At 61.8% G+C, this 12,392-nt stretch carries 11 protein-coding genes; 7 read left to right on the top strand and 4 right to left on the bottom strand.

The window, feature by feature from the left end; translation table 11 throughout:
* The first annotated feature begins 37 nt into the window (after positions 1-37).
* A complete protein-coding gene (gene cutA, locus VHO05_RS18875; protein WP_329648159.1) occupies positions 38-379 on the top strand; it encodes a divalent-cation tolerance protein CutA in 342 nt (113 codons plus the stop codon).
* Between the two features lie 13 nt (positions 380-392).
* On the opposite strand, the gene VHO05_RS18870 is transcribed toward cutA, so the two are convergent.
* Positions 393-1,499, bottom strand: a complete 1,107-nt coding sequence (locus VHO05_RS18870) for a hypothetical protein (RefSeq protein WP_329648158.1) — start codon at positions 1,497-1,499, stop codon at positions 393-395.
* A 751-nt stretch (positions 1,500-2,250) separates the two neighbouring features.
* Between VHO05_RS18870 and VHO05_RS18865 the strand changes: the two genes are divergently transcribed.
* Both VHO05_RS18865 and VHO05_RS18860 read left to right on the top strand, forming a co-directional pair.
* Positions 2,251-3,462, top strand: a complete 1,212-nt coding sequence (locus VHO05_RS18865) for a primase-like DNA-binding domain-containing protein (RefSeq protein WP_329648157.1) — start codon at positions 2,251-2,253, stop codon at positions 3,460-3,462.
* A gap of 185 nt (positions 3,463-3,647) precedes the next feature.
* Positions 3,648-4,628, top strand: a complete 981-nt coding sequence (locus VHO05_RS18860; RefSeq protein WP_329648156.1) for a catalase family peroxidase — start codon at positions 3,648-3,650, stop codon at positions 4,626-4,628.
* Positions 4,629-4,769: 141 nt separating this feature from the next.
* On the opposite strand, the gene VHO05_RS18855 is transcribed toward VHO05_RS18860, so the two are convergent.
* Positions 4,770-6,506: an adenylate/guanylate cyclase domain-containing protein gene (locus VHO05_RS18855; protein WP_329648155.1), complete on the bottom strand. Its 1,737-nt coding sequence runs from the start codon at positions 6,504-6,506 to the stop codon at positions 4,770-4,772.
* A gap of 345 nt (positions 6,507-6,851) precedes the next feature.
* Here VHO05_RS18855 and VHO05_RS18850 point away from each other — a divergent pair, with 345 nt between their 5' ends.
* Both VHO05_RS18850 and VHO05_RS18845 read left to right on the top strand, forming a co-directional pair.
* Positions 6,852-7,373: a hypothetical protein gene (locus tag VHO05_RS18850; RefSeq protein WP_329648154.1), complete on the top strand. Its 522-nt coding sequence runs from the start codon at positions 6,852-6,854 to the stop codon at positions 7,371-7,373.
* Positions 7,374-7,474: 101 nt separating this feature from the next.
* Positions 7,475-8,176, top strand: coding sequence for an NAD-dependent deacylase (locus VHO05_RS18845; protein WP_329648153.1), 702 nt, complete (start codon positions 7,475-7,477; stop codon positions 8,174-8,176).
* A gap of 3 nt (positions 8,177-8,179) precedes the next feature.
* Here VHO05_RS18845 and VHO05_RS18840 read toward each other — a convergent pair whose 3' ends face one another.
* Entirely contained in the window at positions 8,180-10,285 is a 2,106-nt protein-coding gene (locus VHO05_RS18840; protein ID WP_329648152.1) for a S9 family peptidase, read from the bottom strand.
* 573 nt (positions 10,286-10,858) lie between these two features.
* On the opposite strand from VHO05_RS18840, the gene VHO05_RS18835 reads away from it, so the two are divergent.
* Positions 10,859-11,266, top strand: a complete 408-nt coding sequence (locus tag VHO05_RS18835) for a MucR family transcriptional regulator (protein ID WP_329648151.1) — start codon at positions 10,859-10,861, stop codon at positions 11,264-11,266.
* A gap of 34 nt (positions 11,267-11,300) precedes the next feature.
* Here the strand turns inward: VHO05_RS18835 and VHO05_RS18830 are convergent, their stop codons facing one another.
* Positions 11,301-11,609: a hypothetical protein gene (locus VHO05_RS18830; RefSeq protein WP_329648150.1), complete on the bottom strand. Its 309-nt coding sequence runs from the start codon at positions 11,607-11,609 to the stop codon at positions 11,301-11,303.
* A 191-nt stretch (positions 11,610-11,800) separates the two neighbouring features.
* On the opposite strand from VHO05_RS18830, the gene VHO05_RS18825 reads away from it, so the two are divergent.
* On the top strand, positions 11,801-12,283 hold the full coding sequence (locus VHO05_RS18825) for a helix-turn-helix domain-containing protein (RefSeq protein WP_329648149.1): 483 nt from the start codon (positions 11,801-11,803) through the stop codon (positions 12,281-12,283).
* Positions 12,284-12,392: the final 109 nt, after the last annotated feature.

The following is a 12,392-nucleotide window of genomic DNA, read 5'->3' as shown; positions in this document are numbered from 1 at the left end:
AGATTCGTGATCGCCCGGAAATCGGAGGCTCGCTCACTTGCAGGAAAACGACAAGGCCGTTCTCGTCTATACGACATTTCCCTCGCTCGAGGCCGCCGAGGCCGAAGGGGGCAGGCTGGTGGACGCCGGCCTTGCGGCGTGCGTGAACATCCTGCCGGGAATGATTTCCATTTACGTCTGGAAGGGAGAGCGCAATCGCGACGCGGAGACGGTCATGATCGTTAAGACGCGACGGGAGCTGGCCGAACGCGTCATCGAGGAGATCAAATCCCGCCATTCCTACGAGAACCCGGCGATTGTGATTTTACCCGTCGACGGAGGATCTGCCCCGTACCTCGACTGGATACGAGCTCAAACCGGGCGCCAACCACTCGAATAGTCACTGGGCCGGACTACATCCGCCCGAGCGGGTGCTGGAAGAGATGCTGAACTTGCCGATAGCTATTCGTCCGGGCAGGAGCCCGTACGGCTTTTGATCGGGCGCTCTTGAACCGGCGGACAGGGGGTGCGGCGTCGGTCTCGGGCGGTATCTGGGTCAGGCTGTCTTGCGTCGCGTCCGGCACGACGTCCATATCGTTCGCCGTTGCCGTTGGCTCAAGCGCTGCCGTTCGTTCGACCGTGGCGGGGTCGGTCGTGGTCGCTGGCGACAAGCCAGTCGTCAGCGATGCAACATCTTCGGGCTTGGGACCGCCGATGCTCATGCGGCCGGACAATACGGGTTCCCGAGGACCCTCGGCGACAACGGTCGTGGGCTCGCGGGGCTCAAGGGAGCCAGAAGACGGCTTGCCGGCCTGAACCAAGAGCGTTGACGGCACGCACCGGCCGTTGTGGGCGAGGCTCTGTCCCTGAGGACAGGTTTCGCCGCAGACGGCCCGTGTCTGTCCACGCAGAAGGGAGAGCAAAAAGACATCCGGCTCGCGGGTCGGAAGGGCCGCATTTACCCGATCCATGAAGACGAGAATCGCGCGTTTCGAACCACCGCCCCAAACGCCATCGATTTCGCCGTGATAGCAGCCAACGCGCTGAAGCTCGCGTTGGATATCGCGCGCGAGTGCAGCGCGCGAGGTATACGCCTGCCGTTGAGGTTGTGCCGGTTGCGCCTTGGGCGTGTCGCGGGTCACCGTGCTCTTCCACGCCGATACGGTGACGGGTTGCAGCACTGTGGGGGCGGGCACCGGTGCGTCGGAGACCGAGAAGGTTTGCGCGAGATAACCGAGCACGGAAGTCGAAGGACGCTCCTGCGCGTTCAGACGATCAGGGCCAGGAGAAAACGCGGCGATCCGGGACGGAGGTGCGGCGTCAAGGCCCGAAGCGGCGACCCCCGGAGATTCTTCTACCTTTGGCAGCGTCAGTGTCGCGATTTCCGGCGAGCGAGGGGATTGGTCGGGCTCGCCAGGAAACAACGTGTCGAAGCCAAATGCGAGACCAGCGGCAAGGATGGGATAGCTGACGAACCACCGCATGAAACGATACTCCCAGACACGTGTGCGCGTGCGCATTGCCTGGGTCGATCCCGGTCCGGATCCGCGGCGCCAAAAATAAAAGCGGCCGCACGCCCAAGCCACATCCTGACAGAAAAACAATAGCAAATCGAAGCGCCAACGACCATTGCGAACGTTGCACCACTCACAATGTTCCGGGCCCGCGCGTTCGTTGGGAGGTCAAGGCGCGAGGATGGGTTTGATCGTCCCCGTTTCCGCTCTCGCAGGCGTCTCGATTGCCGGACGAAGCCTGTGGATTCTCAAGGCAAATGTGCGGACAAGCGGTGCATAACTCGGGTGCAAAATGTGGATGAGGAATCGCGTGCAGAGGGGACACAGGTGCTGCACTTTGGCAGCACTGCCGATCGAAGACAGTCTACCAAACTGATTCCCTTTAACAAAAACTAGCGACCCTCGAAGAGAATCGCATAGCCTCCACCGCTGAGGGATGTGTCCTGCGTAAATTTGCTCACCAGCGTCTCAGTTTTTGCACAGCGGGATCGAGCGGCGGTGCCGCCTGTGTACAAAACTGAACTCAGGGTGAGCAGGTCCAGCTTAGTGTGTCCGCCGGGGGGCGGCGCCAAATTGCCTGATGGTTCGCCTTGGGGGGCGTGCCTAGCTCAACGGGTAACGAAGCGCATTTCCAAGCGGCACTGGTCGTTCGTCGGAGCTGGCCGGTCTGATCTCCTTCCAGACCCAAAAGGCACGAGGCCCGTTCGTTTCGGCTGCCATATGGGGTAGCGCGCGCGGGCCCTCAAAGGAGAGGGCAATGAAAATACGACATGCTCTAGGCGTGTTCGGGGTTCTAGCTGCCGGCGTGCTACTCGCCGTCTCTGCAGCTATGAATTGGCGTTTCGGGTACAGTTTGGGACGGACCGAAATGGACGGCATGATCTACGGCGCCGCAAGCGTCGCAGCAGACTGCCTCAAAGCGCTGATCCCATTTTTCTTCTTCGCCGCAATCAAGAACAGGATGTGGTCCCAGGCGGCAGCTTCGGCTGTCGTGGGCTTGGTCGTCACGGCCTATTCGCTGACTTCCGCCCTCGGCCATGCCGCGCTGAACCGGTTCGATACGACCGGCCATCGCGCAGTCGAGGCTCAGTCGTACAAGGATCTTCGCGGAGACCTGAAGCGGGCCCAGGATCAATTGTCCTGGATTCCGCAGCATCGTCCCGCAGCGACTGTGCAAGGGGAGATCGAAGGCCTCAAGAACCAGCGCGCCTGGACCTTCACGAAGGCCTGCACGGACGTCACCGGAAAATCCGGACGTGACTTCTGTCAGAAGTACCATGGTCTGACCGCCGAAATGGCTTCGGGCCAGCAGGCGCAGACGCTCGAGACCCGGATCGCAGAGATCCAGGGCAAGTTGGGCAAGACCGATGCAATGACGGTCATGGGCGAAGCGGACCCGCAGGCCACGGTGCTTGCGAAGCTGTCCGGCTTCAGCATCGATCAGGTGCAGATGGCGATGACGATTTTCATCGCGCTTCTGCTTGAGATCGGCTCTGGCTTCGGCATGTACATTGCCTTCAGCCAGTGGCGCCTCTACGATCGTGAAGCCCCTGCCGCGCCTGCAATGGCGACGGTTCAGAGCACCGCTGCGGCAGCGGTGGCGGCCCCGCAACAGGCGGCCGTGGCAATCAGAAAGCCGCGTTTGGGAGCCAACGACAATCGTTCGTTGCCTGCCGCTAAACTGCTCGTCCCGGAGACGGACGTGCAACGCTTCTACAAGGAGAGCGTCGACAGCCAGGACGGTCACACCGTTTCGGCAACATCACTCTACGAAGCCTACTGCGTATGGTGTGAAGAACGACAGAAGGAGCCTCTAGCCCTGCCGACATTTGGTCGGGAGATTGCCGAGTTCGGAATCCAGAAAGTCAAAAAGAAGGATGGTGTGAGGTACGTAGGAATCGCACTCAAGTCCGATCTCGAACTCGAGGAGGATAAGAAGCTGCCGGCCTTACGCGCTGAAGCTGCCTAGTAGGCAAATCGAATTCGAAGGGCTCCCGCAAGGGAGCCCTTCTTCATTTTGGGGGTCGTCCGAAACCGGACGGCCCTTTTTTGTATGGCTCACGTGCACGGGGAGCGGAGACTGGGAGCTGGAATGTCTTTTTCGCTACAGGAACTTGCCGTACTAAGAGTACGCAGCTTTCGGAGGAGATTGTCATGAAGTCCGGATGTACGATCGCTATCGCCACGCTTTCCGCCCTGCTCACCATGGCGCCTTTGTCGGGTGTCCGCGCCGACGACACCGATCCCGAGGCCCTCGTCAACGCCTTGAATGCCGTGTTTGGCGCCAATCCCGGCAAGCGCGCGGCCCACACCCACGGTTTCTGCGTCAAGGGCTCGTTCTCGCCGACCGATGACGCGGGTAAGCTGTCCAAGGCCCCGCATCTGTCGGGCAAGGGTCCATGGCCGGTGGTCGGCCGCTTCTCGATGGGCGGCGGCAACCCGCTGGCGCCTAACGCCCAGAAGGACAACACCCGCGGCCTCGCGCTCCACTTCGATCTCGGCAACGGCAATCAGACGGACATGGTGATGATCTCGGCGCCGGTCTTCGTCGCCAAGACGCCGGCGAAGTTCCTGGAGCTGCTGACGACGGTCGCGACCAAGGACAAAGACAAGATCGGCGCCTTCTTCGCCGCCAACCCGGAATCGACGCGTCAGAAGGCCTGGCTCACAGCGCGCTCCGTTCCCGCGAGCTATGCGACGACCCCCTATTTCGGCATCCACACCTTCACGCTGACGAATGCGGCCGGCGAGAAGCAGATCATCAAATGGAAGCTGGTGCCAAAGGCGGGCGAAGCGAGCCTGACCGACGACGAAGCGAAAGCCAAGGATCCGGACTTCTACAAGCCCGAGATGACCGAGCGACTGTCCAAGGGACCCGTCGAGTTCGACGTCACGGCCATCCTCGGCCAGACGGGAGACGCCATCGACGACCCCACGGCGTTCTGGCCCGACGACCGTAAGTCCGTCAGCATGGGCACGCTCACGATTTCGGCCTTCGAGGCAGACGCCACCTGCGACACCAACATGTTCGATCCGACCAACGTCGTGGACGGCATCGCCGGTCCCGAGAACGATGGAATCTTCCAGATCCGCTCGCCCGCCTACGCCGTCTCTTTCGGTCGCCGGACCCAGTAGGCCGATTAGAGTGCTTCCGGAAAAGTGGGAACCAGGTCATGGCGGCGCCATGCAAGACGTCATGTCCGATAAGAAGCACGACAAAACAAAGAATGAGGGTCGGTCCGCGATTCAATTAATACCGGAATAACCCTAGCGCGCTCACACCTGAGACGTTGCTGCGGTCCGCGCGGCAACGTCGGTGTCCGATGTCGCTGACAGGATGCTGGCCGGGAGATCGCGTCCGCGCACGATCCCAATGACATCGACCGGATCGGCAACGCCGCGCACTTGGATGGTCGTGGTGAACTCGGTCGTGGGAGCCCATCCGGCATGCTCGGCGACCGCGCGCGACAGCATGATCTGACACGACGTCTCCTTGGTGAGGGATTCGAGCCGGCTCGCCACGTTGACGGGCGTACCGATCACAGTGAAATCGACCATTTCGCCGAAGCCGATGCGACCCACAACCAGGGTGCCGGCATCGACACCGATACCGACGCGAAGGGATCGCCCGACTTCCTCTTCGAGCTTGGCATTGACGTGATCGAGGGCGAGATCGATAGCGCGCGCGGCACGCAGCGCCTGCCTGCAGCCGGCCGCAAGACCAACTTGCTCGCCGAATACGGCCAGCAGGCCGTCACCGAGAAACTTGTCGATGCGCCCGCCTTCGCCGACGATTGCCGTGCCGACCACGCCAAAGAACTCGTTCAGGATGAACACGATATCGAACGGGAGGCGCTTCTCCGCCAGACGCGTGAAGTCACGCAGGTCGACAAACATCACGGCCAGCGATTTCTCTGCTCCGGTGCTGTGTTCCTCACTCAGCGCAACCGCCTCCGGGCCCGTGCTACCAGGGCGAAGAATTCGCGACACGGTGAGATGCCCCTGGGGGCGGATCTGGCAGGCGAGCCGGACGTTTTCCGGTGCGCCGATGCTGGCAAGCGTGACGACCTCGGGAAATCGGGGCAGAGGAAGCGGTGTAGACGTCTTCTCGATCCGCACCCGGCAGGTCGAGCAGCGCGCGCGTCCGCCGCAGACCGAGGCGTGCGGAACTTTTGCGTTTCTGCTGATCTCGAGAAGGGTGGGCCCCTCAGGAGCCGTCACCGTGGGACCGCCGACATAGCTGACGCGCACTTTCGGACCCGTCAGGCGGCTGAAATACGTAAGAAGAAAGTAACCCGCCACCACGCCGAGCAGAATGATGTACTCCGTGCGAACGAGGCTGCGGTACCGCGCCAGCGCCTCGAAGTCCTTCTCGCTTGGCCAGTGCGTCATCGTTTTGATGTTCGAAAAGATCGCGGGATCCTGGATGACCTGCGCCATGCCGCGGCCGGCGCTGTAGAAGCCGCCTAGCGCCGCCAATGGGACAAAAATCGCGAGGGCCAGGAGTCCAACGGAGAAGCGTCGATACTGCGGGGCCAGCCGCAACCAGAAGTGCAGACCGATGCAACCGTGGATCCATACAAGCAGCAACAGCACGCTCTGCGTCACGGCGCTGTCCGGCCAAAGCCGGATCAACTCGTACGCATAGATGTCGTTCACACCGAAGTAGTCGTGGGCAATGCGCGTATTGACGATGTGCGGAAGCAGCAGAAACGGGATTGAGAGCCCAAGCGCGAGTTGAATGAACTCCCACGGAGGCATACGCAGTGTCGTACGCTGAGCAAGTTTGAAGAGCGCGAGACTCACGTGGATGACCAGTGCCGAGGCGAGAACGATCGTCCCGGGCAGCGAGCGCGTCACCGCCCACCGCCACTGCTGAACCTCCTGCATGAGGTCGACGCTGATGAGGCCCAACGCATGGTTGAGAAAATGGGTGGCGGCGAAAAGAAACAGGATCAGGCCCGACGCGAGTCGCAGCAGCTGAAGTGCATCACCGCGTTTGAGGACATGCATGCATGCGGTCCCAAGAATCCCAACGACGAAGAATAGCCGGATTACGGATCAAACCGAATTCTCATTGCAGTGGACAGGCTTGAACAACTTCGGCGCCGCCCAGCATCGCGGAGGTCGGAAGTAATCAAATAAGACAATGAATTATCAGAGAAAAAACGTGAATCCGGTAGCAGTTAGTGTGCCATGTCACTGATTGGCAACGGAGCAGTCCAGATCAGCTCGGCCCTCACGACACCGCTCTCCGTTTACTGCTAGCATCCCGAGGTACGGGGCCCGACGTTCCACCGCGTCTCTCTCACGCCGAGGACCGCTGGCTCCCTTGCGGACATTTTAGGGGAGTGACACATGTTTGGAGCGATTTGCAGGGCGGAAGCTCGCCGCGCGCTTGCGGTCGGCGCAGGGCTGGCAACGATTGGATTTGGCTTGGCTTCGCTGACCTCCAGCGAGGCCGCGGCGCAGCCGCCACACGAGATCACCGTTACCGTCTCGAAGTTCACGCCCCTCGATCGGGCCGATGATCTGTCGGATGGCGACTTCTTCGCACGCTTGACGATCGACGGCCAGGCGGTCGTGTCGCCGACGCTGAGCGCGAAGGGGGCTGAAAAGCCGGGTTGGAAGCTCACCAAGTCCGTCCCGCCGGGCGTTCACAAGGTGAAGCTGGAGCTGATCGACAAGGACGTCAGCGTTGACGATCCGATCGACATCAACAAGGTCGACAAGAAGCGCGACCTCGACTTCGCAATCGACACGAAGTCCTGCCGCATTGAAGGCTTCTCCGAAACCTACAAGTGCGGCGCCACCATCACGCGCTCGGGCGGTGAGGCCAAGAAGGCGACCATCGAGTTCACGGTGGCTGTGAAAAAGTAAGCGATAAGGTGCGGCACACCCGCATCGTAGGAAAGCGGTCGCCTTGAAGGGCGGCCGCTTTTATCTTTTGGAGAACGAAGATCGCGGCCGAGAACAGACGCATGATCTACAAGTCTATCGTGGTTCTCACGGGAGCGGGGCTCTCCGCCGAGTCCGGTGTGCCGACATTCCGGGATCGGGACGGCATCTGGGCCAAATACGATTATCGCGAGGTTGCGACGCCCGAGGGCTTCGCGCGCAATCCCGCGCACGTGCATGAGTTCTACAACATGCGCCGCCGCGCTCATGCCGGCATCCGTCCCAACGCGGCCCACGACGCATTGGCGAGACTTGAGCGAGAGTACGCGGGCGACGTCTGGATCGTGACGCAAAACGTCGATGCGCTGCACGAACAGGCTGGAAGCCGGAACCTCATTCACATGCATGGAGAGATCTTCAAGGCGCTTTGCGCTGGCTGCGGTGCGCGGCGTTCTTGGAGCGAGGATCTCTCGCTTGAAACAGCGTGCCCCTCCTGCCGCGACGCCGGCGGCATGCGGCCGGACGTCGTGTGGTTTGGCGAGATGCCCTATCACATGGAGCGCATCGGCGAGCTGCTCGGGGCGGCGGATCTCTTCATCTCGATCGGCACGAGCGGAAACGTTTATCCCGCCGCGGGTTTCGTGGCCGAAGCGCGGGGAGCCGGCGCCCACACGGTTGAGCTCAACCTTGAGCCGTCCGAAGGACAAAGCTTCTTCGCCGAGGCGGTGTACGGCCGAGCGACGGTGGTCGTGCCCGCCTTCGTCGACCGCCTGTTGGGTGGCTAGGACTCACGCGTCCGCAAGCCCAGCGATCTTGAGCGCGAAGGCGTAGTCGACAGCAATTTCCTTCAGTTGCTCGTAGCGGCCGGAGGCGCCGCCGTGACCGGCTTCCATGTTGGTCTTAAGAAGCACGAGATTGTCGCTGGTGTTGAGTGTGCGCAGCTTCGCGATCCACTTGGCGGGCTCCCAGTAGGTCACACGCGGATCGGTCAGACCGCCGTAGGCAAAGATGTGCGGGTAGGACTTCGCGGCCACGTTTTCGTAGGGGCTGTACGACCGGATGATCTCGAAATCGCGCGTGCTCTCGATCGGGTTTCCCCACTCCGGCCACTCAGGCGGCGTAAGGGGCAGATCTTTGTCGAGCATGGTGTTGAGCACATCCACGAACGGCACGTCGGCAATGATGCCGAGGAACAGATCCGGCGCCATGTTGGCGACGACGCCCATCAACATGCCCCCGGCCGATCCGCCGTTGGCGACGATACGTCCGCGCTGAGTCAGGCCCTGCGCCGCGAGGTGCTCACCAGCTGCGATGAAGTCGGTGAAGGTGTTGAGCTTCTTGTCGAGCTTGCCGTCCGTGTACCAGTGATAGCCCTTGTCCTTGCCGCCGCGGATGTGCGCGATGGCATAGATGAACCCGCGGTCGACGAGCGAAAAGCGTGTGCTTGAGAACGAGGCCGGGATGGAAATGCCGTACGAGCCGTAGCCGTACAGCAGCAAGGGCGCCGACCCGTCGAGCCGTGTTCCCTTCTTGTAGAGGATCGAGACCGGGACGGTTTCGCCGTCAGCGGTGGGTGCGAACAGGCGCCGCGTGACGTAGTCGGACGGGTTGTGACCGGAGGGAATCTCCTGGCGCTTGCGCAGGACGCGCGTCCGCGCTGCCACGTCGTAATCGTATGTCTCGGCGGGCGTCGTCATCGACGAGTAGGTGAAGCGCAGCGTCGTGGTGTCGAACTCATAGCCCTCCGACATGCCGAGCGCATAGGCCTCTTCGTCGAACGCGATGGCGTGCTCGGTTCCGCTCTCGAACTCGCGCACGATGATGCGCGGCAGACTGTCCTCGCGCTCGAGGCGCACGAGATGGGTCTTGAAGACCACGGTGTCGATGATCAGCCGGCCGGGCTTATGCGCGATGATCTCGCGCCAGTTGGCCAGTCCGGGGGAGGTGATCGGCGCATCGCAGATGCGGAAATCTTCTGCGCCGCCCGAGTTGGTCGTGATGATCAGCCGGTCCACGCGATGGTCGACCTGGTATTCGTGGCCGTGCACGCGAGCTTCGACAAGCTGCAAGGGGCTTTCGGGCTGGTCGGCGTCAACGAGATAGACCTCGTTGGATTGGTGGTCGTGCGCATCGACGAGGACGAACTTCGACGACAGCGTCTTGTCCAACCCGACGTAAAATCCCGCGTCCTTCTCCTCATAGACGAGCACGTCCTCGGAGACCGGCGTCCCGATGCGGTGCCGGTAAACCATCAGCGGCCGGTGATTGGCATCCAGCCGGATATAAAACAGCGTTTGGCTATCGTTCGCCCACACCATCTCGCCGCGCGTATCGGGGATTTCGTCGGCAAGATCCTGCCCCGTGGCGAGATCGCGGATGCGCACCGTGAACAGCTCGGAGCCCTTGTCGTCGACGGCGTAGGCCAGCAGTCGGTGATCGGGGCTGTGGGCCTTTCCGCCGAGATCCCAGTAGGACTTGCCGGCAGCTTCCGCATTGCCGTCGAGCAGGACGTCTTCGGCTCCGCCGCCCCGCGGCTGACGGCAGAGGCGGGGGTACTGACCGCCTGCGACGAAGTTCGCATAATATTCGAATGGCCCGTCCGGCGTGGGCACACCGCTGTCGTCCGGTTTGATCCGCGCCTTCATCTCCGCAAAAAGCTCGGCCTGAAGCGCGCTCGTCGCGCCGAGCGCAGCCTCCGTATAGGCGTTCTCGGCTTCGAGATAGGCCCGGATGTCGGCGTCGAGCAGCGTGGGCTCGCGCATCACGTCCTGCCAATTGTCAGCCCTGAGCCACGCGTAGTCGTCCTTCAGCGTCACGCCGTGATACGTCGACACGACGGGCTTGCGCGGAGCGACGGGGGGAGGGGGGAGCACGCGCGAAGCGGGGCCATGCATGGCGGCAACCTTCTGTGTTGTCTGATCCTTGGCGGTCCTTCCCCTACGTAGGGAGGGAGGAGGCGGACTGCATGTTTCGGCAAAGAGCCACGGCGTTGTCAAATTGGACGCCGCGACGGGCTATCCGCCCGGCAAATCGCCAAATGGCGTCCAACGGCCGATAGACAATGCTTAAACTGTGACCTGCATGTCTCAATGTTAATGAAGGATTGGACGTGCAAGCAAGTCCGGCCTGTCCGCCGTTCTATTTGGGCGAATGCCTCGAAAACACAAGTAGAACTTGCAGGGATGTCAATTTACAAATGCAGGCTTTAGCAACAATGCAGTTTGCGCGCGACAACGAGAGACTTGCGGCGGTTAGGGATTTGGGCAAGATTTGGGGCAGCGAAATTGACATCAAACGGGTAATGATGTCCAAAGACCTCGACGGCATAGATTGTACACGGCGCGGCGCTCATGCCCGATGCATCCCGCGCTCATGTTGAGTTCAGCTTGAGACTGCTAAGCAAAAACTGTATTAGCCTTGGGCTAGACTTAACGAGTAAAGATTTCGGCGTCTGGAAGGATGAAGCGATGGAAGACGGGACACAGCCGGAGCTGGTCGAGCTGACAGCAAGGATCGTGTCGGCCTTCGTGAGCAACAACACGATCGGTGCCGAGAACCTGCCGCAGCTTATCAACGAAACCCATGCCGCATTGAGCCGCGCTACGGGGACCGTTGTTCAGCCCGAGCGCGAGGAGCTGAGGCCGAAAGTCCCGGTGAAGAAGTCGGTCATGCCGGACCACATCGTCTGTCTCGAGGACGGAAAGAAGTTCAAATCGCTGAAGCGACACCTCCGTACGCACTACAACCTCTCGCCCGAGGAATACCGCGAGAAGTGGGGCCTGGCGCACGACTATCCGATGGTCGCCCCGAATTACGCCCGGGCCCGCTCGGATCTTGCGAAGAAGATGGGTCTCGGCACCCGCCGCGAGAAGTAAACGCGCAAGCAGTCGACAAATTAGATGGCGCTGGTCAGCCTCGGCCGGCGCCATTTCTATTTTCTGGACGCGTTGCATATCTTGGAGCTGCGCGTTCGCGGCGCCAGGCGCGAAGCAGCGCGGCATGCCGCGCGAGATCATAGGTCCAATGCCCCGCGCGTCCGCGCCGCCGCTCAGCCTTGAGAGCGTATTCGAGCTTCGCGACGAGACGCAGTCGTCCGTTCCGTGACGTATCGGCCAGCTCCGCGGGCCAGAGCGGAAGGAGACGTTGAAGCTCCGCGAGGCGCTGGGGCTCAGAAACGGACGATCCGAGCCGGAGCCCGGAATGGGGGGTGGGAGACATGCAAAGCTCCGGAAGAGGAGCTGACTGTCCCACGGGCACGCGCAGCGGGGATTGTTGCATCGCGACCCCGGCAGCAGGCCCAAACGACTTATCCTCGCCGTTCACTGATCTCGTAGTTTCGACCTAGGCCGGCTCCGATCCGAGCATAAGATCCGTTTCGAAAAGTGCGCCCGAGACAGAAGGCGATGACCATGAACGTTCGATCTGGTGAGGATTGCGCTTCCGTTCCGGGTGGAGATCCGGCCAATTTCGCGGCGTGGTTCGTCGAACGCCCCATCGGACACGCCGAGCTTCACGGGGCGCGGACGGCCGGAGAATCGACACAAGGACGTCTTTCCGAACGTGAAGCGCTTCGGCTGCGCCACATCATCGAGGCGGCCATTGGCGAAGTGTTCGGCGTCGCCCACGTCGAGCTTTCGCGGCAGTCGCGCGGGAAGGCGCCGGTCGCCCTTGCGCGTCAGGCCGCGATGTACCTGGCGCACGTCTCGTGTGGATTGAACCTCACCGACGTTGGCCTGATCTTCTCGCGTGATCGCACCACAGTGGCGCACGCTTGCGCCGTCATCGAGGATCGCCGTGACGACCCCGTATTCGACCGTGCGCTCGAACTGATGGAGTGGATCGTCCCGACCCTTGTGGGGCGGCGACTTCTGCACGCCCACCACGACACCTGAACCTCGGAGCCATTGATGACCAACCGCGCGCGACCCGTTTCGCCGATTGCAGTCGCACGCCCTGCGCGTGCCGGAAGGAAGCCAGCGAAGGCTGAAGGCCGGCAGCGCC

This window comes from Hyphomicrobium sp. (assembly GCF_036262015.1).
Classification (GTDB): Bacteria; Pseudomonadota; Alphaproteobacteria; order Rhizobiales; family Hyphomicrobiaceae; genus Hyphomicrobium_C.
Note: the sequence above shows the minus strand (reverse complement) of the source record. Positions and strands in the feature narration are given on the sequence as shown.